Genomic DNA, 21,084 nt, shown 5'->3' on the forward strand with positions numbered 1-21,084 from the left:
CCCCCACCACAGGGAAAGCATCTCATAGAAATTCGAAAGAAGCCGGATTCGGATTGACGTTAAAACCATCTCAACACCCTTATTAAAAAGCTAAATAATAAAAGCCTAAAACTGTCAGTTTTCAGGGATTCCACACAACTTGACAAAGAGCCCAAATCAGACAATAGATTAAAAAACGGCAGCCTTTGGCTGCCGTTTCCTCATTAATCAGTTTAGTTTGGATAGATGTAAGTAACTGTACCTTGTGCAGTTGTTGGGTCAAAGGTTCCACGGTAGTTTCCGATTTGTTGGATTCCGTTGTAGTTTGACTCATATACTTGGATTGCGTTGTTTGATTCGACAGCTGTAACGTAAGCTACGTGTCCATAGCCACCATCGTTCCAAGATGCAACTGCTCCAACTTGTGGTGTTGTACCTGTACGGAAACCTGCTGCTGCTGCAGACGCTGCCCAGTCAGCACCGTTACCCCAGTAATCGCCAACCCAAGGAGCCATTACTTTAACGCCCCATGTACATTGTCCAACTGGGTAGCTTCCTGAGGTATTGTAGTTGTAAGTTGGGGTGATCGCACCTGTTTGTGCTTGCTCAGCCGCTGCTTGTTCTGCTGCTTGACGTTCTGCTTCGGCCTGAGCTGCCGCTGCTTGTTCTGCTGCTTGACGCTCTGCTTCGGCTTGCTCTGCTGCTGCTTGTTCTGCTGCTTGGCGTTCTGCTGCCGCTTGTTCAGCTACTGGTGCTGACTCTTCTGCTTGAGGAGCTTCAACAACTGAGGCTGCTTCCTCTGCTGCTGGCGCCTCTTCTACAACAGGTGCTGAAACTTCTGCTGCTTGAGGAACTTCAACAACTGGCTCAGCTACTGGTGCTGCTTCCTCTGCTACTGGCGCTTCAACAGCTGGTGCTGGAGCTGCTGTTTCAGCTGCAACAAGGTTGGCAACCACTGGAGCCGCCTCTTCAACTACAGGTGCCGCCGTAGGGGTTGCTTCTACAACTGCTGGAGCTGCAACTTCAACGGCTGGTGCTGTAACCTCAGCTACTGGTACTGCTTCAACAGCTGGTGCTACTGGAGTTGCAACAGCTTCGAAAGATAGGGGAGCAACTTCTGCTGCTTCAGCTACAAGAGCTTGTGCATAGACCGCACCTTCACGTGGCCAAACAGCATCCTGACGGTTTTGCAAACCAGTACGGAAGTCTGAATCTTCAAGGGCATCGATCAATAGTTGAGAAAAGGCTGCGTTTTTCTCAGAAGGGTTTTTCTCAGTTTCAGTAACTGCTTCCTCTGCAAATTCTTCAAAGGTATCCAAGACATTGCCACGGCTACCTGTTACACCAAAATAAGATGTCAAATCATCCATTGTTGGAACAGCTGTATTAGCAACTGCTTCTGCGATGATATCACGTACTTGATTTTGTACAGATACTTCCTGAGTTTCAGCTGTAACTGCTTGTGCTTCCAAAGCCGATGCACCTGCTACAGATCCAAGAACTGCAACTCCGGTAACTAATTTTTTCTTTGTTGTAAATGCCATAGTTTGATTTCTCCTTTAAGTGTCCGCTGATTAACAAAACAAGTAGCGAACCAATCTAGCTAAAAAAAGTATAGCAAATTTTCAATCTTCTGTGCGTTACGAAAAGATTACAAAAGATTAATAAACCGTGCCACTACTTGTCACTTGTTTCAACTGGCTCTTCCTGGACTCCTTCTGCTACAGTTTCCACAAGAGCTTCTTGGGTCGCAACCTCTGCTGCAGCTGGAGCAGTGACAACAGCCTTGAGAGCCGTTAGCTCAAAGGTCAAGTAAACACCATCAACGTCTAGCACCATCTTGTTAGCCTCGCGGTCAATCTCATCGATGACACCATATAGCCCACCAATGGTTACAATCTCAGTCCCCTTAGCCAGACCAGCCATTTGTTCCTGACGTTTCGCTTGTTGTTTGCGTTGTTGGCGTTGCATAAAGAACAGCAAACCACCAAACACCACCATCATCCATAAAAATTGTAAATTCATCCGATTCTCCTTTTTTCTATTCATTCTACTATATCAAATCCTGCCTGGGCTTACAAGAAGTGACCTCGTCCTGAGTCGCAAAAAAGCCGGTCTCGCAAGAGCCGGCTTTGCTCAATCCTCTTAGAGGGCTGAGATTTTTGCTTTTACATTTTCAAGGTTAAAGCCATATTCGTCAAGAACTTTTCCTGCTGGGGCAGATGCACCAAAGGTATCAATGGCTAGGACATCTCCGTCCAATCCAACATATTTGTACCAAGACTGGCTAGCTCCCATCTCAACCGCTAGGCGTTTGCGGATGGCATTTGGAAGAACTTCTTCTTTGTAAGCTGCATCCTGTTGGTCAAAGACATCGCTAGATGGCATGCTGACCACGCGCACTTTGAGGCCGTCTGCTTCCAATTCTTTAGCAGCTTTTACAGCCAATTCCACTTCAGAACCTGTAGCAATGACTAGGCGGTCAAAGTCTGGTGCTGTTTCATGGACCACATAAGCTCCACGCGCAACCTTATCGAAGTCTGTTCCTTCTTGGACTTCCAAGTTTTGACGAGTCAAGACGAGGGCAGTTGGAGTAGACTCGCTGGTCAACGCTTGGTACCAAGCTGCTTGAGTCTCACGCGCATCCGCTGGACGGAAGACATTGAGATTTGGCATTGCCCGTAGACCAGCCAAGTGTTCGATTGGTTCGTGGGTTGGTCCATCTTCTCCAACGGCAATTGAATCGTGGGTGAAGACGTAGGTCACAGGCAGACCTTGAAGGGCTGCTAGACGCATCGCTGCCTTGAGGTAGTCTGAGAAGACGAAGAAGGTTCCGCCGTAGACACGAAGTCCACCGTGAAGGCTCATTCCATTCAAGATTGTTCCCATGGCAAACTCACGCACACCAAACTGGATGTTTCGGTTGAGGCGATGAGCATCATCTTGCAAGCCGTCTTCTTTAATGTAGGTCATGTTGGAGTGAGCCAAGTCTGCAGATCCACCAAGGAAGGTTGGAAGGACTGTTGCTGCTGCATTCAAAGCGTCCTGGCTAGAGTTCCGAGTCGCTTGTGAGAAGCCAGCTTCGTGAACTGGGAAATCTTCTGGTTTGACACGGACTGGGTCACGACCTTCAATGATAGCCGCAACTTCATCCGCCAATTCAGGATATGCTGCCTTGTAAGCTTCAACCAAGGCTTCCCACTCGGCATAAGCTGCCTGGCCACGATCCACAACATTTTCTTTGAAGTCCGCATAAACTTCTGCTGGAACTTCAAAGGCTTCGTAATTCCAACCAAGAGCTTCACGGGTTGCTGCTGTTTCTTCCGCACCTAGAGGAGCTCCGTGAACCGCATTGGTTCCTTGTTTGTTTGGTGAACCATGACCGATAACAGTTTTCACTTCAATCAAGGATGGCTTACCAGACTCTTTTGCACGCGCAACGGCTGCTTGAATAGCTGCCACATCTGTTCCATCTTCAACCAAATCTGTATGCCAGCCATAGGCTTGGTAACGAGCTTTGACATCTTCTGTGAAGGAGTCTTTGGTTTCGCCGTCCAAGTTAATATCATTGGAATCGTAGAGAACGATCAATTTTTCGAGTTTTTGCAAGCCAGCGTAAGAGGCTGCTTCTGCAGAAACACCTTCCATCAAATCGCCATCACCTGCAATGACATAAGTGTAGTGGTCAAAGATTGGGAAACCATCGCGGTTATACTTGGCAGCCAAGAAACGCTCTGCTTGGGCAAAACCAGTAGCCATGGAAATCCCTTGGCCCAATGGTCCAGTTGTTGCATCAACACCAGCCGTATGACCATATTCTGGGTGACCTGGAGTTTTGGAACCCCATTGACGGAAGTTTTTGATTTCTTCCAAGCTCACATCCTCAAAACCTGAAAGGTGAAGAAGGGCATACAGGAGCATGGAGCCATGTCCCGCTGAGAGGATAAAACGATCGCGGTTGATCCAGTTTGGTTGGGCTGGATTCAAACGCATTTCTTTTGTAAATAGTTCATAAGCCATTGGAGCTGCGCCCATCACCACTCCTGGGTGACCAGACTTAGACTTTTCGATGGCATCAATTCCTAAAAAACGAATAGCATTAACGGATAATGTTGACATGGTGTCCTCCTCTAATCGAGATCCTAAAGCAATTTTTCCTAAATCCATTATATGAAAATTATCCGCATCTAGCAATGGATACGGATAACTCTCAACTATCTATAGAAGGGCCTTGAATTGAATATTAGACTCTTCTAAGAAGTAATCATCAAATCCACGTGGGTGGTGGTATTCAATCTTGTCCTTATCCAATGGATAAGTGTATTTGCCACCAACTTCCCAGATAAATGGATGGAATTTGTAATCCAAACGTTCTTTACGCATCTTCCAAAGCTGAAGAATTTCATCGGTTGATGCCATAAAGTTTGACCAAATATCATAGTGGACTGGAATAATAACTTCAGCTCCAAGATTTTCTGCCATCCGAAGAAGATCGATCGAAGTCATCTTATCTTGGATTCCGATTGGGTTATCACCATAGTTGTTGATAGCGACATCAATCTTGAAGTCACGTCCATGTTTGGCAAAATAATTAGAGAAATGAGAGTCCGCACCGTGGTAAATGGTTCCACCAGGTGTTTCAAAGACATAGTTCACCGCTTTGCGGGCCATCAATTCATCCGTCACCGGCAGACCTGCCAAGCTACCGCCATTTTCTTCGTAACCCTCGATTGGCAAAGTCACCAAACAAGTACGGTCGAAGGATTCAACGGCATGAACCTTGATATCTTTGAACTCAAAGCTGTCCCCTGGTGCAATCCGGATAATCCGGTCAGCAGGAACACCCCATTTTTCCCAAATATCACCACTCTCAACTGGACCAACAAATTTCACATGGTCCAATTTTGGATTATTGATGATAGCAGCTGCGGTATTGATATCCATGTGGTCACTGTGCACATGAGATACCATGTAGTAGTCCAATTCATTGATTGCAAATGGATCAATCACCATTGGTTGGACACGCAAGTTTGGTTGTAGTTTACGCACCCCTGCCATATTGGCCATTTGGTGACCCCAAACCATGTCTTTTACCTTCTTAGTGGATTTTCCACGAGAAGACCATAGGTCCATCACCACATTGGCACCACCAGGTGTTTTAATCCAAACACCACAGTTACCTAGCCACCACATTGCAAAGTTGCCTTCTGCAACTACTTCTTCTTCAATTTCCTCGTTTAACCAAGTTCCCCACTCTGGGAAGGTTGAAAGAATCCAAGACTCACGTGTAATGTCTTTCACATTTGCCATTGACTTATCCTCCATTTTCTTTTGTAAGTCTAGTATAGCCTTAAAAGCGGTTACAAAAAAGCCCAAAAGGAACACAGACATGTGTTCACTCTTGGACTGAATTTTTTTCACAAAGATAGGCTAGAAAGTTCTAACTCTTCCAGCTGCACCAAATCTGTCTCAACTTGTTGGAGAGAAGCCGGATACTCCAAGGCTAGATATTCCAGGTTTGGGAAAGCCTTAATCAAAGAAACTAAATCCAGTTCCCCGTCAAAGAAAGACGATGCCTGCAAGGTTTCTCCCTCCTGTTTGACATTTTTACAATGCAGGTAGGTGGTCACAGAAGCGAGTAACTCTGCAGCCTCCACCGGCGAGTCGCCAACGAAGACCCAATTGGCTGTATCAAAGATAAAGGAGAGGGGCAAATCTGCCTCGTGAATCAACTTCATGACTCGCTGGCAATTGGTCAGCCTTGCTGCTAGAGGATCTTGATTGTTTTCAAGGCGAATATCCATTTTAGGGGAAAAAGAAGTCCACCATTTTTCCAAGACCTCCCGCGAAATCGCCCCAGCGTCTCCAATATTGACCTTCAAAAAAGGAGCCCCTAGTTGTTCTGCCTCCTGGCAATACTTGGCAAGATCTGGATTGACTCTATCTCCTTGTAAAAAATCAACATTGGCACTGTAAAAGAGCGCAAGCCCCAGTTCATCTGCCCGGCGACGAATATCACGCAACTCCTCTTGACCGTCTCTGAGAAACTCACTTCGAATCTCCAGGCGCTTCAGACCCAGCGCCTGAACAAACTCTAGGAGATCTGCCTGCCCCAGTCCTTGTTCCAATTGTTCCTGAAAAACAATCGTATTGAGAATAATAGCCTGCCTGTTCATAGTTCCGCCCTTCTTAAAGCTAGGAGATCCTGCCAAACAGATTCCATAGCTGCTAACAGCCGTCGATAAACCTGGTATTTTTTCAAATAATAGGAATTTGGACGAGGATTAAACCGCTTGTCAATCGTCACCATCTGTTGGACAGCTTCCTGTAAGGACACGCCTGTCACAGCCTGATGGCAGGCGATGGCTCCCCCCAGACCACCCAGTTCCTTGGCTTGGGGGATCTCAACAGGGATTTCTAAAATATCCGCAAACATCTGCATCCAGGTATCGGAATTAGTCGCACCGCCAGACAGACGTAAGACCTGGGGAGCCCGGCCCAAGGAATGGATTAGCTGCTCTAAATGTTGCTTATGGGCAAAGACAATCCCCTCATAAACGGCCCGAATCATTTCTGACTTGGTCGACTGGGTTGTCAGTCCCCAGAAACAAGCTTCAGCCGGCTGGCCAACATTACTACCATACAGGAAGGGACAGAACAGAATCTTGGAAAATGTCGCATCTGTTTCTGCTAGAAAAACTTCCAGGGTCTCATAAATGGATTCCCCCCGTTCCTTCAATAGGATCATTTCCTCCCGCATCAGGAGTTTCAAAACGGCATCCAGGTTCCCTGCAGAGGTCGGACTACTGGCCTCAACCAGGTACTCGCCAGTTGGAAACAGCGAGTTCATCAAACCACTATCCAAGTCAGCTGACTTGCCACTTGGATAAGTATTGATATTCCAAGTCCCCGCAACAAGGCTGAAGGTCTCCGAATCTAGAACACCTGACCCAAGCGCACAAGCATCAATATCAAACAGACCACCTAGCACCGGAGTCCCCTCCAGCAAACCAGTTTGCAGCGCCGCCTCTTGACTGACCCCCCCTACAATCTGCTGGTAGTCAACCAAGGGTGGTAGAACCACAGCCATTTCTTCAATCCCAAAAAAGGTGGAAATAGCTGGATCATAAGCTCCCGTTTGGAAATTGATCCAATGATTGCCAGAAGCATCGCCCCTTTCTTGATGGACCAAGCCCGTCAGCTTAAAACGCACATAGTCCTTAGCTGCCAAAACCGCTCCCACCTGCTGATAAACATCAGGCCGATGATCCTTTAGCCAGCGTAAGAGAACTGGAGCTTGAGGAGCAACCACATGTTGGCGGGTTAACTCCCAAATCTCACCCACCCGTTTTTCAAAGGCTTGCGCCAAATCACTAGCCCGACTATCCGCAGATAGAATCCCTGGATAAAATTCCCGCTGCTCCTGGTCTAACAGATAAAGTCCCTTGCCATGTCCAATACAGGCAACAGCTTGAATCGCTGACGCGGGCAAATCCGCTAAGCGTAGACTTTCCCCAATGGCTCGGGCAATGGCTTGCCAGCTTTCACCCAAATCTACTTCGTAAAAGCCCGACTCCACTTCCTGCCGCTTGGTCGCAAAGGAAGAACTGGAAACCTCCTGCCCCTGCTCATCAAAAACAATCGCTTTGGTCGCAGTCCCGCCATAATCAATACACAAATAATAATTCATCCCAGCCCCTTTCTAACCGAGCCGCAAATAGGAAGGGGAGTGGGACAGAACTAAATTTGAAAAAATTTAGTTCGTAGTCCCACCCCCGCAAGGCTGATTAGGTCCTCTTCCGAGCTTGAAAAGCGAACGATTGGAGTTTGCTTCGCAAACAAGATTTGGTACTCTCTAACAGCATACAATGCTGTTAGACCCAATCAGCTACTGCGTCAAAGGCATTTTATTAACCAAAGTCAATGAGGCTAGACTTTTATCCCAGCCTCTCACTTCTAAACTTACTGAAGATTTAGATGCTCAGTGACAGGGTCTTGCGCTTGACGGTTGGCTGTGACAGCAGATTCTTTGAAGTAGACACGCTCCGCATTGTTGTAAAGGACATCTGCCAACTCTTCTGGGCTAAATACATCCAGTTTTTCTAACCAGGTCGCTAAGTCTTCGTAGCTATTAAAGGTAGCAGACCAAGGAGAGTCAGTTCCCCAGATTAAACGCTTGGCACCCAAAACCTCTTTGGCGATACGGACATTGGCTTCCGATTTAGGAAATGGGAAACTGTCTGGACTATCAATATCCTGAATAGCGGAAAGGTCGGTATAAATATTCGGATACTCTTGCCACATGGACAACTCTGCCCGCAAGCGATGTGGAGTGTCCGCATGTGGGAAGGATAGATGGCAGACCACAAAATCCAAGCTTGGATAGAGACGAGCCAGGTTGGCAATGGCATCGGGCTGGTGGCTAATTTGATCAAAATTGCCATAGTCGACAGTCACCACAAAGCCCGGATAGTCTAGGAGATAGGATAAAATGAGACTGACATGGGGATCTGTGTCCAAACGGAAAGGTGTTTTTTGGCCACGATAGCCATGGATACCACCACCCTGACTGATTTCGAACTTAATAGCTCGGAACCCTAATTCCTCAACATGACGCCGTACAATGGCCATGGCATTTTCTGCATAAGGATCTACTGAAAATGCACCAGTAAAGCGATCTGGATAGCGCTTCATGGCCAGATAGGTGTAGTAATTTTGATAGCCATTCAAATGCCCCTGTAGAATCACAGCCTTTTCAACATCATTAGCATCCATGTAGCGCAAGAGGGACTCTGCCGAAAAATCTTTATCCCCGTAACCGTCCTCAATCAGTTTAATGAGGTCGCCATCGTCCCAAATAGCATAGCCATTCCCGAGGGCATTGAGACGCCCCTTGCCATTAAAACCTGCAATCATGTCAACAATATGCGCGTGCCCATCAATTTTTTTCATAAGTCATTCCTTTCGTTTAAAACGCTTACATTTTTAAGTACAACTTCTTGTCCATGAGAAAGATTAGTCTTCTGCAATAAAAATTTTCTCTGTGCTTCCCTCAAAGCCACTATTTTTATCCGCCATCTTCCGTAGATAACTGTAGATGCTTTCCCGTTTTGTACGTAAAAGGAAAAGGAAGAAGAGGTAAACAAGGACTGTAGCCCCAATCAAAAGCGGATTGCCAGAAATCCAGGCAAAAAACACTAGAGCTGTTAGAGGATGCGCCAAGAGGTTAAAGCTCATGATCAGAACCACACCTTGAGGTAAAACAGAACCGTACTGTTGAACCGCTTCGGTATAAATCGGTCCCAAGGCACTAGCTGCATAGAGTCCCAGTGAGAACCAAATAATCCCATTGAGGATCGCTTTCAGGATATTTCCTTTGGAAACAGCGATCATAGCTTCGATCATGAAGGGAATCGCGATCAAGTCTACAACTGGAAGCGCCCGGTTGCCAGGCAAGAGCAAGGCTAAGAACACCATAATCGGAACCAGAATCAAGCCGGCAATGATCGTAGCTGGTTCACCAAAACCTACCCCGTCATCGACTGCAATGAACCAGCGTTTTTTGTCTGCCAAAGTTTCTGCTGTCTCGGTCTCCTGCTTTTTATTTTTCTCAACAGCTTCCGCCAAAGGACCAAAGGCACTGGCAAAGACACCGGTGATAAGTGGAAAGACTGTCATAACAGCAGCTAACGACATAGCAAACCCAAGGATACCACCCCAGGCATCTAGACTGGCCAAGTCTTTCAAACTTCCTAAAATCCCAATCACCAAGCCCAAAATAAAGCCGAGAGTCATGGGTTCACCAAAGATCCCTAGTTTGGTTTTCAAAGACTCAGGATTGAGTTTGACCTTATTAACACCGAGCAAATTCCACAGTGGATCAAGGATAAGAGCCGGGATCAGAGTCTCAATATTGTGAATCGAGTTAATGGTTGCATTTTTGACTCCATAATAGTCCGACCAACGATCTGCAATGACCTCGGACATGATGAGAGAATAAAGCAACACAAAGACCATAAAGGCAAAAGACAGGGCGAAATTACCGGTTGCCGCATAGGCCATGGTTCCCCAAATCATATAACCAAAGTTATTCCATAGATTGGACGGGACAAATACTCTAGTGATTCCGACCAAAAAGAGTACCAGCTCAATCAAAAGACCAAAGACAAAGAAGGATAGACCAATCGAAGAAGAGAAGGCTGTTAGGGATCCCGTTTGCCAGCCAATATCAACAATCGGCAGATTTAAACCGGCAGTCTCAACCATCTGTTGGATGTACTTAGTTACCAAAGGAGTAAAGGAGGAAATGATCCAGCCAAATCCTGTCAAACCAACACCAGCCCGGAGAGCGCTAAAAAAGGCTCTCTTAGGACTGACTTTCAAAAACAGGCTGACCATAAAGATCATCACTGGAACTACAATCGTCGCTCCAAAGACATTGAAGAAATTTTGTAAGGCTGCTAACATCTGGCACCTCCTTACTGATTAACCACATTTACTGGCTTCCCAGCAAAATAAGAAATAATATTGTCGGCCGCTTCTTCGGCTAGGGTCCGGCGTCCTTCAATAGTACCTGTTCCTGCATGTGGCGTCATAATCACATTATCCAGGGCCCGTAACTCTTCGGCCACGGCTGGTTCAAATTCAAAGACATCCAAGCCTGCTCCCGCAATCTCACCGGTTTGTAGGGCCTCGATTAGGTCCGCTTCGGAGACAATCGGCCCACGCGCAGCATTGATCAGATAACTGCGATTCTTCATTTTCTTGAACACTTCCCAGTTAAATTTATGTTTTGTCGATGGGAGATAAGGCGCGTGGATGGTGATGACATCTGAGCTTTCCACCAGTTGGTCAAAGGACACATAGGTCAAACCGAGCTCTGCTTCGCGCTCTTCTGGAAGTCGATAAGGATCATGATAGAGAATCTTCATTCCAAAGGCCTTGGCAAAACCTGCCACTGTTGAGCCGATACGACCCATACCATAGATCCCCAGAGTCGCTCCTTCCAGGGTCAAACCTTGGTAGCGTTGTTCACTCGGATCAATCCAGTCACCCCGGCGAACCACTTGATCGTAAAAGGCCAAGCGCTTGGTCGCTGCTAACAAGAGACTAAAGGTCATTTCCGCAGTTGGAACACGGACTGCCTGCGGTGAATTGGACACCGTGATCCCCTTGCTCTTAGCATATTCAATGTCCACATGGTCGAAACCAACCGCATTAAGGGAAATCAGCTCCAGATTTTTACCAGCATCCAGCATTTCCCGATCGCCTTTTTGACCCATCAAAAGCCAGGCATCATACTCACCCAAATGTTCCAACACATAGTCACGTGTAAAGGGCTCTCCCTCCGAATAGGTAACATCAAATTCCGCCATTAACTTGGTCAAGCCTTCTTTGGGTACAATTCCTGTTACCAATACTTTTTTCTTTGCCATCTGAATCCTCCTTAAACGATTTGATACAATCCAACTTCATGACTGCCATTATTGGCAGAAAATACATAGGCCCGGCCATTTTTTTCAAAAGCTAGGCAGTTGCTCGAGGCAACCCCACCTTCAATCAGCTTTTCCCGATAAGCTCCATTTTCAAAGATAAAGGCCAAGAGATCCTTGCGGCCAGCACGGTAGCCAAAGAACAAAAGATCTTGATCAAGCAACCGACCCGCCCAAAGCGCATGACCAAAGGGAGTGGCCTCAGGGTAACGGTAGAGCTCCTCTGCAAAATCTTCGCTAAGGATCCGAAAACGATCGCCGTGAAAATCCTGAATCAGGATATTTTCCAGCCTGCCATCCCCATCCAAGTCAAACTGGACAATGTCACTGGTTTCTTCCCCAAATAGAGGCGTCAGTTGCCAGTTGCCAGTCTCACTGTGAGAGGGAAAATCTAGACGAAAAATACCCTCGACTCCTGTAATTAACGAATAGGCCTGTCCCGCGGGTCTAAAATAACCATGATTTTTTTTGAGACGCAGCGATAGAGCTTCTAGCTCCTCCAAGGAAGCCGCTTCCGGATCAAAACGCCCCACAAAGATTTTCCCATCATCCGACCAGTCCTCGACAAAAGCTTTGGAGTTGGCAATGGTACAACCCACAAACAGAATCTCCCCCGATGGCTCCTGAATCAAATCAAAGCGGTGCAGATAAGGAAAGGCCTGGAGCTCTTCCACCGCCCATTGGCCCGCACCAAGAAAGCGTCCATACACAATCCGACAATCCTGGGCATTAAAGCCTGGATAAAAACGCTGGGTTGCCAAAAAGTCCAACGTCCCCGGAACCTGGATAATCGACATGGTTCCGCCGATGTCCGACCAAACGACCGATTGTTTCAAATCACCATTGAGGTCGTAGGCCAAACAAGCCCCTTCCACTTCCGAGGCAACCAAGAGATAATCCTGATCCTCCTGATGGATTCGGGCTACAGCATAACAGGACTCCAGCCGATCCTCGAGAATTTTAGTAAAATGCATCCGATCTCCTTTCTAGTGAAACGGTTAACTTACCTGGCAAAATAATTATCGCCAAAATTTTTTGACGATAATCGGATGCAAGTAGCGAGTTAACCGATTCACTAATAGTATATCTTTATCATACCCTATCTCTGATTAGATAGCAAGCGTTTACATTCTATTCCTCCGTATTTTTTTAAATAGCTCCTTATCTTTAAAAGGATTTTCTCAAAACCAGCTCACTAGGTACCACCAAACGCTGGGTAGCTCCTTGCTCTTCCTCTCCTTGCAACTTGCCTAATAAATGATTAGCCGAAACCCGCCCAATCCGATAGGAGTCTTGGCGGACACAGGAAATACTTGGATTCAATACCTGCATCCAATCCAAGTCTTCATAAGAGCCAAGTCCAAAGTCGCTCGGATATTGGTAGGGAGTCCCATTGATAAGTTTCATAAATTCCAGCAAAACTGGACCATTCATGGTGAAAAAACCCAAACCCCGCTTGGCAGCGGCCAGCAGGTCTAAAATTTTCTCACTTGTCCCTTGCTCTCCCAAGACCAGCAGGCGGTCCGAATCAGCCCCAACTTCCTCACAAAAACCCTGGTAGCGCTGTTCGCGGGTAGAAATCCCTTCAATTGGATAAGTCACAAAATAAAGATCACGGTAACCTCGGGCCTTCATCTGAGCCAAAAATTCCCGGGTTGAATCACTATTGTTGGAGACAACCGTGTCCAAAAACATATCTTTGGATTCCCGGTCAATCATCACTGTTTTTTTGGGATCCAACTGTTTCAAATTGGGTAAGTTAGCGTCAATCGGATCCAGTAAAATCCCCGATACATTTTGTTGCAGAAGGCGGTGAATATTCTCCGCTTCAATCTCAGGAGTATCATCTGAATTAGTGAACAAGACACTATAGCCTTCCTCCTGACACTGGTCATGAATCCCCTTCATCACAGACGAAATAAACGGATTGGTGATATCCGCAATAACAACACCAATCGTCTTAGTATCCTTTGTTGCCAAACTTTGGGCAATCTTATTCGGCTGGTAACCTGTTTCTTCAATAATTTGACGAATTTTTTCCTGGGTCGCTAGGGACATTTTACTGGTGTTGCCATTTAGATAATAGGAGACCGTCGCTTTGGACACTCCTACCATTTTAGCGATGTCTGTAATGGTTACCTTAGCCATCTCATACTTCTCCCTTAACTACTATTTGTAACTATCATAACACTTTTTTACCAAAGCGAGGCGGAAGGGAAGGAAAAAGGGAGTGGGCTAGGAACTAATTTTTCAGCTTAGACTCGTTCGATTTTCTTCACACGAGGAGGTTGGATTGGAAGTGATATTCGTTCTGTCCCGCTCCCTTCTCCAATATCCTTTATTCCCCTTCCATCCGCTGGCTGAGGTTCATACGCTGGCCGTAAAGTTTTTCGATTTGGTAGCGGAGGGCCTTCATGTCGTCTGGAGAGCTGACATAGGGGGACAGGAGTTTTTCCAACTGTTGGCGGAGTTCCAAGCCCGAGGAGAGGGGGCCTGGTTCGTAGATAAACTGTTGAATACGGTGGATATCCCGAGATTCCAGAATTGGGGAGACTTGCAGAGTCGGAGCTGTGACTTCAAAATCTTCGCTGGTGGTGATAACCAAATCAACCTCCAAGAGATCTTCAACACTGCGGTACTGCTCCGTGGTAAACACTGCGTGAATCATTTCATTGGGAAGATGGTACTGAATCTGCTTCAGCAGCATTTTTTGAATGGCAATCCCTTCGTCGGAAACTAGGTAAATATGGAGAATTTCCTGGCCTTTATCCACCGGTGTTTTCAGGGAACCCCCCATCTGGATGCTAAGATCGGCAATGTCATCATCGGTGAGTTGGACCTCCCAAGCCTCTTCCAAAAGTTTGGCTGTCACGCGACAATAGGCAAAGAGATCTGGATACTTGCTTTTAATTTGCTCCAGCAAGGGATTTTTGCTAAAAATCCCATAGCGCTTACGAAAGAGCAGGGCCTTGAAATGCATGGTCAGCTGGTTGAGGAGCTCCTCTGGCTTGTCGACAATGTATTTGGATTGGTTCTGGAAATACCAAATATAGTGTTCCAAGGTAGTCCGAAGGTCAACAAAATCCTCACTGGTCGCATGCAGATCACGATCCTTACGGTAGGAGAGCAAGAGAATGGTCAGAATTTCCACTTCAATAGAGTCTAGGTGAATCTCCTTGCTTGCCTGGAGGCAGTCTGCAAAGTATTGCGCCGCCTTGTATTCTACCCGTTCATGAACCTGGGCAAAGTCAACCTGGAGGACTGCTTTTTGCTCCGCATCCAGATTCATATTGCGGTAGGCTTGCAACAGATAGGGAAAAATCTGTGTCAACAAGGTTAGTTCCTGGCGGTTAATCTGCTTGCCCACAATCGTTTCCAAGTGAATCCATTCCTGCCGAGCGATTTGTTCAAAGTCAGCCAATAGGTCCACTAAGTTTAATTTTTCTTTAACAATCGAAAGAAAAGGAGCGGCACCATCCGAGAAGATACTATAGAGCAAATGGTAGACATATTGCAACTTAACAAAGGGTTGGGCACGTAAGACATACCCCTGGGTCTTGGTCGTTGTCAGGGTCAACTGGAACTGGTCCAACCGCAAGAGGCGACGCATCTCGCTGAGATCGCTTAGGACCGTATTGCGCGAGACCTCCGTCAACTGCTGCATCTTCTCAATAGTCACGCGCTCAGTCGCAATTACAATATAGAGAGTCAAGAGTTGAATCCGTTCCTGGCTATTGAGCATATAGGAATAGGAATCCATCTGTTCCAAGAGCAGGCGGCAGGCCTCCTTTTGCTCCGGCGTTAGCAATAAACCAATCCGCGAGAGGGGTGTCAGAGGAGGAATGGACTCCGGCAAGGCCTCGTTAATCTTATCAAGATGGTAATAAATTTTCCGCCGTGATTGACCCAAATTCTTTGCCATATTTGAAACTGTCTCAGGTGTTGTCAAATACAACAAATGCTGCAAAAGAGCACTACTACTTTTGTCAATGGCCATGCCTGCCTCCTTAAATACTCTAGGGTTCACGAATTAGAACCCCAGATACCTTCCGATCACTCTAAAAGAACCGTCATATTCCTAGAATTTTTTTGATAATATATTATATATTATACCACTATTAGAAAGGGATTTCAAAAAATAAAAAACGGGGCCAGGACAGCCTGTCCCAATCCCGTTTTCGGATAGTGTCACAAATATTCTCAATGGCTTTGGCCCTTTTGACCATAGTAGGCATTCGGACCATGTTTTCGAAGATAATGCTTATCCATCAAAAATTGCGGCGCTTCCTCAACCTGAGGATTAATAGCTTCGGTAAAGCGAGCCATCTTAGCAACTTCTTCTAAGACTACACTGTGGTAAACCGCTTCCTCAGGCGACTTGCCCCAAGTGAACGGCCCGTGATTTCGCACCACAATTCCTGGTACTGCCATCGGATCCAAGTCACGCTCGCGGAAGGTTTCAATAATGACCGTTCCTGTTTCCATCTCATAGGCTCGATCAATTTCATCCTCTGTCAGCGAACGCGCTGCTGGGATTGGCCCATAGAAGTAATCGGCATGGGTTGTTCCATAAAAAGGAATATCACGGCCAGCCTGAGCCCAGCCAACAGCTTCTGTTGAATGGGTATGAACAACACCACCAACATTTGGAAAGGCCTTGTAGAGTTCAACGTGGGTCGCTAGGTCTGAAGAAGGGTTCAAATCGCCTTCGACAACATTCCCATCCAAGTCTGTCACCACCATATTTTCAGGGGATAACAAGTCATAGTCAACTCCACTTGGTTTGATAACAATCAAGCCTGCTTCACGGTCAATGGCCGACACATTGCCCCAAGTGAACTTCACTAAGCCATGCTGAGGGAGGGCAATATTAGCCTCATAAACCCGTTGGCGTAATTCTTTTAATAACATTAGAGACCTGCTTTCTCAATCAAGGGGTAAAGGAAGGCTTGGGCAGCTTGAATAGCAGCCTTGGTTTCCTCTACAGTTTCACAATTCTCAGACCACATTTCAATGAGGAAGGGACCTTGATAATTGGTCTCTTTTAGGACCTGGAAGGTCGCTTCCCAGTCGACACAGCCTTGGCCAAATGGCACATCACGGAATTGACCCTTGCTGGTCTCCGTAACAGGATAAGTATCCTTCAAATGCAAGGCTGCAATCGAGTTATGCCCCAATAGAAATTCTGAGTGGAAATCATTGTGCCAGGCAGCTAGGTTTCCTGTGTCTGGATACACGAACAGATAAGGAGAGTTGATTTCTTTTTCAACAGCCAAGTATTTTTCAATACTGTTGATAAACGGATCATCCATGATCTCAATCGCTAGCATTACCTGTGCTTGCTCAGCCCAGGTGCAGGCCTGGCGCAGATTTTTCAAAAAGCGTTTCCGTGTTTCTGGTGATTTGTCTTCGTAATAAACATCATAGCCGGCGAGCTGAATAACCCGAACTCCGAGATCTTGAGCGAGTTCGATACAGGCCTGCATGGTCTCCATAGACTTGGCTTCAAGAACTGGATCTGCAGACCCCATTGGATAGCGACGATGGCCTGAAAAACAAATGGTTGGAATCCGGACACCTGTTTCATAGATGGCCTTAACCACTTCCAAACGTTCTTCCTTGGTCCAGTCTAGCCGAGCCAAGCGCTCATCGGATTCATCGACCGACATTTCTACAAAGTTAAAGCCAAGTTCCTTGGCAAACTCCAAGCGTTCTTTCCAAGTGAAGTGCTTAGGTGTTGCTTTTTCATAAATACCGATTGGACGTGCCATAATCTACCCCCAAATTCGACGGATTTCATCCTTAAATTCACGTGCCGCTTGAGCTGGATTTTCAGCTTCAGTGATTCCACGGCCAGCAATAAAGGTATAGACATCAATACCTTCAAACAGTTTGAGGGTATCCACATCCAAACCACCCGTTACAGAAACCCGGAAGCCCATGTCTACCAATTTTTTAACCTTGGTCAAGTCTTTTTCACCCCAAGTTTCCCCAGCTAATAGGGCATCACGAGATTGGTGGTAGATAGCTTGGGAAATACCTGCATCAAGCCAGAGTTGCGCTTGTTCATAAGTCCAGTCCCCGTAAAGCTCGATTTGGATTTCTCCCTTGTCTCCACGGACCTCTTTAATCGCTTTCAAGGCTGCTTCCATAGTTGGAATGGTGGCACTACAGATACAGGTCATCCAGTCGGCACCACGTTTTGCATTATTAGCTGCAACTGTTCCCCCAGCATCCGCACACTTGGTATCTGCCACGATGACTTTATCTGGGAATAGACTGCGAAGCACTTCTACCAATTCACTTCCTACCTGCAGCAAACAGACTGTTCCAGCTTCGATAATGTCAACTTCCTGTCCAACAGAAACAGCAGCTTTGATAGCTCCTTGCAAGTCTGAATGATCCAATGCAACTTGTAAATTTGGAATTTGTGTCATTTCTTTCTCCTTTAACGGTTTACCGTTTCCCTTATTCTGATACTCAACACTATTTTGCATTCAAACGAGGCTGCAAGAGGCAGCAACGTGTGAAAAAATAGAGGTCCGATTAGCTTTCCAAATCCAAACCTTCCAAGTAAGGACTGTTTTTAGATTCATCAATCATTGCCAAGACTTCTTCTGGGCTTTGGCAATTGCTCAAGCGTTCAATTGAATTTTCCAATTCAAAGAGGGCAATGATTTGCGGAATCGCCACACTGGTGTGGATTTCAGAACTAGTTGCAGCCAAGGCCAAGAGAACTTGAACCTCTTTACCATCTGAGAAGGCAACTGGTTCTGTTAGGGTAACAAGGGAGAAGGAATCACGTTTTACACCCGCTTCTGGACGCGCGTGAGGCATCGCCATTCCTGGCATCAAGATATAGTAAGGACCGTATTCTTCTGTAGATTCGAGGATGGCATGATAATACTCTTCCTCAACTGCTCCACTCTCAATCAGTGGATCAATAGATAGGCGAACGGCTTCTTGCCAAGTATCGGCACTCAAACCAAGGCGAATGGAATTGTTTTCTGTCAAAGCTTGTTTTAGGTTCATACTGGGACCTCCTACTATAAAAGAGGGAGCAGGAGAATTCTCCGGGCTCCCTTTGTGTACCTGCGATTAAAGAACTTGTGACAATTTTTCTTTAATTTCTGCGTCATCCATAAGGTTATCCAACCCGATGATGTGACCGTTTGTGCGTCCTTCCAACTCGTTTACCAAGTGGATAGAAGCGATTACGATATCGTAACCAGATGCCAATCCTTTTGCCTCACCAACACTACAAGAGTTGACAGTGAAGTCTGATTGACCAAGACCACGAAGGGCATTTTCAACCTTCATCTTGATAACCATGCTGGATCCCATACCGTTTCCGCAAGCTGTTAATACTTTAACCATAATGATTCTCCTTTTTCTTTATACAAACTGAGTGGGTCTTACTCTTCTGAGGGAATTTGACCCGCATAATAAGCTTCTTTATCTTTCGCTTTCGCAAATTGCAATTGAGGAATGATCAAGAAGAAGAGGCAGACCAAGGCAAAACCGATAATACCAAGATATTTGAAGAGGTAAGCGAATGGAAGCCAAGGGATATCAAAGTCGATATTTCCATGGTAACCACCATAAGACGCTAAACCAAGAAGGGAAACCGCAACCGCACCGAGGGCAACCTGAAGAATACCAGAGATGAAGGAAAGGGAAAGGGCCGCTTTCCAACCACCCCGCTTGTCTGCGTAAACAGCGATGGCTGCGTTGTCAAAGAATACAGGTACAAACCCTGTGATAATCAAGACTGGGTTTTTAAACACAATCAAGAGAACAATTGTTACCAATTGACCTAGTAAACCAAAGGCAAATCCTGAAAGAACCGCGTTTGGAGAACCAAATCCATAAGAAGCCGCAACGTCGACCGCTGGGAAAGAACCTGGCAAGAGTTTGCTTGAGATTCCTTGGAAGGCGTTGGTCAACTCAGATACGAACATCCGCACCCCTTGCATCAAGATAAAGAGGTAAACGGAGAAGGTGAAGGCAGTCTGGATGATGTACATGAAGTAAGACTGCTTCTCAGCCACATACAAGGTTCCAGAGGTGATTACTTCTGCATTCGACATGATTTCTGGACCCAAGACCATGAGAATGGCTCCAAAGAACACCAACATCAAGGTCGCAGATGCTACCACCGTATCGTGGAAAATAGAGAGGAATTTAGGCAATTTCAAGTTGTCCAAGTTTTCTTCTTTCTTCCCAAAGAAAGGAGCCACCTTGTCCACAAACCAAATCGCGAATTGTTGTTGGTGACCAATCGCGAATCCGCCACCACCTGTCAAACGTTGAGTAGCTTCAACCGTCATATTGGAGCTGACTGCCCAATAAAGACCACAGATAACACCAATCGCTAGAATTCCCCAGCTATTGCGCAATTGCGGAACCAACAGTAGAACAATCAAGGAAATGGTCGCCGCTTGTTGCACCATGATGTGCCCTGTAATGAAAAGTGTCCGCACCTTGGTAAGCTTCCGAAGAGCTACCAAGAGGATGTTCACACCAAACCCAATCAAAAGAGCTGTTGTAGCTGCTCCGACAAAGTCCGGAAAATCTTCCGCAATTTTTGTGTTGGCTGCGGTCAAACCAAAGTAGGGATCGATAACCGCCGCACCAATTTGGAACTTATAGTTCAAAGCTGCCAAGATGGGACGGAAGGTTGTAACCAAGCCACCAGCACCGACGTTCAAAATCATGTAGCCGACCGTGGCTTTAACAAAGCCTGCAAAAACCTCATGGCCTGGTTTCTTCAAGAGGGCATATCCTACTAAAACGAGGAGACCTACGAAGAAAGCCGGATTTTGCAGAATGTTCTGCGAGAACCAATTGAGAATATTAATGATGATATTCATCTTACGACTCCTTTCCTAATTGTTCTGCCGTAATTAAAGTATACGCTTACATTTTCAATCAAAAAAGACCAAGAGTTACACAGACAAGTGTTCACTCTTGGGTTGAAATAGCCACGATAACGTCTTTGTTTCCTTTTCCATTCCTTGAAAACAGCAATCCCACCAAAAGCACAATTTCGATTTTTGGCGATTGGATGCATCTTACAAGAGAAACTCAGAAGGATTTGCTATACTTGAATCAATTACAAAAACAAACAATTACTGGAGATTTTATGGAAAAGAATTCCGAAACACAGGCTCTGGGGATCGTAGCCCTCACCCTGGCTGTCATTGCTTTATTGGGATCCTGGATCCCCTTGCTCAACTATATCGCCTTTCTTTTTGGAGTCCTAGCTCTAATCCTCGGCCTCACTGCCTTTTGGATTCACCGCAAGGGCAAAAAAGCACTAGGAATCATCGCCTCTGCTTTAGCCGCTCTATCCATCGGTATTTTTGCAGTCACCCAAGCCAGCTATGCACGATCCTTGGAGGAGATTTTCTACGAGTCTGAATATGACTATGAAGCAGACTACGACGGTTCTATAATAAGTTGTGTGGAAAGCTTGCTCTCCATGCAACTTTTTTTGTAATTCAGAGTGCAAAAAAAAGCAATTCCTAGTAAACTGATAAGTGAAAAAAAAACATCAGAATAGGAATTGCTTCATATGGACTATGTTACTCAAAAATTACTCGGAATTCAA

Annotated in this window: 19 protein-coding genes; 1 reads left to right on the plus strand and 18 read right to left on the minus strand. The window is 46.0% G+C overall.

What is annotated here, in order from left to right:
- Nucleotides 1–212 precede the first annotated feature (212 nt).
- The 18 genes from E5983_RS09710 to E5983_RS03945 all read right to left on the minus strand — a co-directional run bounded on the left by E5983_RS09710 (nt 213) and on the right by E5983_RS03945 (nt 20,344).
- Nucleotides 213–1,523 (minus strand): CHAP domain-containing protein, encoded by a 1,311-nt coding sequence (locus E5983_RS09710; RefSeq protein ID WP_237397571.1) that lies wholly within the window; start codon nt 1,521–1,523, stop codon nt 213–215.
- 133 nt (nt 1,524–1,656) lie between these two features.
- A complete protein-coding gene (yajC, locus tag E5983_RS03865; RefSeq protein WP_160332596.1) occupies nt 1,657–2,004 on the minus strand; it encodes a preprotein translocase subunit YajC in 348 nt (115 codons plus the stop codon).
- Nucleotides 2,005–2,124: 120 nt separating this feature from the next.
- The gene (tkt, locus tag E5983_RS03870; RefSeq protein ID WP_160332597.1) at nt 2,125–4,098 is read right to left on the minus strand and encodes a transketolase; all 1,974 of its coding nucleotides are present in this window, start codon (nt 4,096–4,098) and stop codon (nt 2,125–2,127) included.
- A gap of 99 nt (nt 4,099–4,197) precedes the next feature.
- Nucleotides 4,198–5,289 (minus strand): L-ascorbate 6-phosphate lactonase, encoded by a 1,092-nt coding sequence (gene ulaG / locus E5983_RS03875; protein WP_160332598.1) that lies wholly within the window; start codon nt 5,287–5,289, stop codon nt 4,198–4,200.
- Between the two features lie 107 nt (nt 5,290–5,396).
- Nucleotides 5,397–6,155 carry a sugar phosphate isomerase/epimerase family protein gene (locus E5983_RS03880; protein WP_160332599.1) on the minus strand — a complete coding sequence of 253 codons (759 nt, stop codon included), beginning with the start codon at nt 6,153–6,155 and terminating at the stop codon, nt 5,397–5,399.
- Nucleotides 6,152–7,669, minus strand: coding sequence for an FGGY-family carbohydrate kinase (locus E5983_RS03885; RefSeq protein WP_160332600.1), 1,518 nt, complete (start codon nt 7,667–7,669; stop codon nt 6,152–6,154). The genes E5983_RS03880 and E5983_RS03885 overlap by 4 nt, the downstream gene beginning before the upstream one ends.
- Before the next feature lie 272 nt (nt 7,670–7,941).
- Complete coding sequence (locus tag E5983_RS03890) at nt 7,942–8,931, minus strand: amidohydrolase family protein (protein WP_160332601.1); 990 nt, start codon at nt 8,929–8,931, stop codon at nt 7,942–7,944.
- Between the two features lie 63 nt (nt 8,932–8,994).
- Nucleotides 8,995–10,446 carry a PTS galactitol transporter subunit IIC gene (locus E5983_RS03895; RefSeq protein WP_160332602.1) on the minus strand — a complete coding sequence of 484 codons (1,452 nt, stop codon included), beginning with the start codon at nt 10,444–10,446 and terminating at the stop codon, nt 8,995–8,997.
- 11 nt (nt 10,447–10,457) lie between these two features.
- Nucleotides 10,458–11,414, minus strand: a complete 957-nt coding sequence (locus tag E5983_RS03900; RefSeq protein WP_160332603.1) for a 2-hydroxyacid dehydrogenase family protein — start codon at nt 11,412–11,414, stop codon at nt 10,458–10,460.
- Between the two features lie 11 nt (nt 11,415–11,425).
- Nucleotides 11,426–12,445 (minus strand): hypothetical protein, encoded by a 1,020-nt coding sequence (locus tag E5983_RS03905; protein ID WP_160332604.1) that lies wholly within the window; start codon nt 12,443–12,445, stop codon nt 11,426–11,428.
- A gap of 193 nt (nt 12,446–12,638) precedes the next feature.
- Nucleotides 12,639–13,619 (minus strand): LacI family DNA-binding transcriptional regulator, encoded by a 981-nt coding sequence (locus tag E5983_RS03910; protein ID WP_160332605.1) that lies wholly within the window; start codon nt 13,617–13,619, stop codon nt 12,639–12,641.
- A gap of 190 nt (nt 13,620–13,809) precedes the next feature.
- On the minus strand, nt 13,810–15,468 hold the full coding sequence (locus E5983_RS03915) for a BglG family transcription antiterminator (protein WP_160332606.1): 1,659 nt from the start codon (nt 15,466–15,468) through the stop codon (nt 13,810–13,812).
- A 203-nt stretch (nt 15,469–15,671) separates the two neighbouring features.
- Complete coding sequence (locus E5983_RS03920) at nt 15,672–16,382, minus strand: L-ribulose-5-phosphate 4-epimerase (protein WP_160332607.1); 711 nt, start codon at nt 16,380–16,382, stop codon at nt 15,672–15,674.
- Entirely contained in the window at nt 16,382–17,242 is an 861-nt protein-coding gene (locus tag E5983_RS03925) for an L-ribulose-5-phosphate 3-epimerase (protein WP_160332608.1), read from the minus strand. The genes E5983_RS03920 and E5983_RS03925 overlap by 1 nt, the downstream gene beginning before the upstream one ends.
- A gap of 3 nt (nt 17,243–17,245) precedes the next feature.
- A complete protein-coding gene (locus E5983_RS03930) occupies nt 17,246–17,908 on the minus strand; it encodes a 3-keto-L-gulonate-6-phosphate decarboxylase UlaD (protein ID WP_160332609.1) in 663 nt (220 codons plus the stop codon).
- 109 nt (nt 17,909–18,017) lie between these two features.
- The gene (locus E5983_RS03935; protein WP_160332610.1) at nt 18,018–18,503 is read right to left on the minus strand and encodes a PTS sugar transporter subunit IIA; all 486 of its coding nucleotides are present in this window, start codon (nt 18,501–18,503) and stop codon (nt 18,018–18,020) included.
- A 66-nt stretch (nt 18,504–18,569) separates the two neighbouring features.
- A complete protein-coding gene (locus E5983_RS03940; RefSeq protein WP_160332611.1) occupies nt 18,570–18,848 on the minus strand; it encodes a PTS sugar transporter subunit IIB in 279 nt (92 codons plus the stop codon).
- A gap of 38 nt (nt 18,849–18,886) precedes the next feature.
- Complete coding sequence (locus E5983_RS03945; RefSeq protein WP_160332612.1) at nt 18,887–20,344, minus strand: PTS ascorbate transporter subunit IIC; 1,458 nt, start codon at nt 20,342–20,344, stop codon at nt 18,887–18,889.
- Nucleotides 20,345–20,616: 272 nt separating this feature from the next.
- Between E5983_RS03945 and E5983_RS03950 the strand changes: the two genes are divergently transcribed.
- Complete coding sequence (locus E5983_RS03950; protein WP_160332613.1) at nt 20,617–20,973, plus strand: hypothetical protein; 357 nt, start codon at nt 20,617–20,619, stop codon at nt 20,971–20,973.
- The last annotated feature ends 111 nt before the right edge of the window (nt 20,974–21,084 follow it).

The organism is Streptococcus danieliae, assembly GCF_009767945.1.
In the GTDB taxonomy this organism is placed as follows: Bacteria; Bacillota; Bacilli; order Lactobacillales; family Streptococcaceae; genus Streptococcus; species Streptococcus danieliae.

Coding starts and splice junctions, on each gene's coding strand:
- E5983_RS09710 (WP_237397571.1), bottom strand. CDS start 1,523: ATGGCATTTACAACAAAGAAAAAATTAGTTACCGGAGTTGCAGTTCTT.
- yajC (WP_160332596.1), bottom strand. CDS start 2,004: ATGAATTTACAATTTTTATGGATGATGGTGGTGTTTGGTGGTTTGCTG.
- tkt (WP_160332597.1), bottom strand. CDS start 4,098: ATGTCAACATTATCCGTTAATGCTATTCGTTTTTTAGGAATTGATGCC.
- ulaG (WP_160332598.1), bottom strand. CDS start 5,289: ATGGCAAATGTGAAAGACATTACACGTGAGTCTTGGATTCTTTCAACC.
- E5983_RS03880 (WP_160332599.1), bottom strand. CDS start 6,155: ATGAACAGGCAGGCTATTATTCTCAATACGATTGTTTTTCAGGAACAA.
- E5983_RS03885 (WP_160332600.1), bottom strand. CDS start 7,669: ATGAATTATTATTTGTGTATTGATTATGGCGGGACTGCGACCAAAGCG.
- E5983_RS03890 (WP_160332601.1), bottom strand. CDS start 8,931: ATGAAAAAAATTGATGGGCACGCGCATATTGTTGACATGATTGCAGGT.
- E5983_RS03895 (WP_160332602.1), bottom strand. CDS start 10,446: ATGTTAGCAGCCTTACAAAATTTCTTCAATGTCTTTGGAGCGACGATT.
- E5983_RS03900 (WP_160332603.1), bottom strand. CDS start 11,414: ATGGCAAAGAAAAAAGTATTGGTAACAGGAATTGTACCCAAAGAAGGC.
- E5983_RS03905 (WP_160332604.1), bottom strand. CDS start 12,445: ATGCATTTTACTAAAATTCTCGAGGATCGGCTGGAGTCCTGTTATGCT.
- E5983_RS03910 (WP_160332605.1), bottom strand. CDS start 13,619: ATGGCTAAGGTAACCATTACAGACATCGCTAAAATGGTAGGAGTGTCC.
- E5983_RS03915 (WP_160332606.1), bottom strand. CDS start 15,468: ATGGCCATTGACAAAAGTAGTAGTGCTCTTTTGCAGCATTTGTTGTAT.
- E5983_RS03920 (WP_160332607.1), bottom strand. CDS start 16,382: ATGTTATTAAAAGAATTACGCCAACGGGTTTATGAGGCTAATATTGCC.
- E5983_RS03925 (WP_160332608.1), bottom strand. CDS start 17,242: ATGGCACGTCCAATCGGTATTTATGAAAAAGCAACACCTAAGCACTTC.
- E5983_RS03930 (WP_160332609.1), bottom strand. CDS start 17,908: ATGACACAAATTCCAAATTTACAAGTTGCATTGGATCATTCAGACTTG.
- E5983_RS03935 (WP_160332610.1), bottom strand. CDS start 18,503: ATGAACCTAAAACAAGCTTTGACAGAAAACAATTCCATTCGCCTTGGT.
- E5983_RS03940 (WP_160332611.1), bottom strand. CDS start 18,848: ATGGTTAAAGTATTAACAGCTTGCGGAAACGGTATGGGATCCAGCATG.
- E5983_RS03945 (WP_160332612.1), bottom strand. CDS start 20,344: ATGAATATCATCATTAATATTCTCAATTGGTTCTCGCAGAACATTCTG.
- E5983_RS03950 (WP_160332613.1), top strand. CDS start 20,617: ATGGAAAAGAATTCCGAAACACAGGCTCTGGGGATCGTAGCCCTCACC.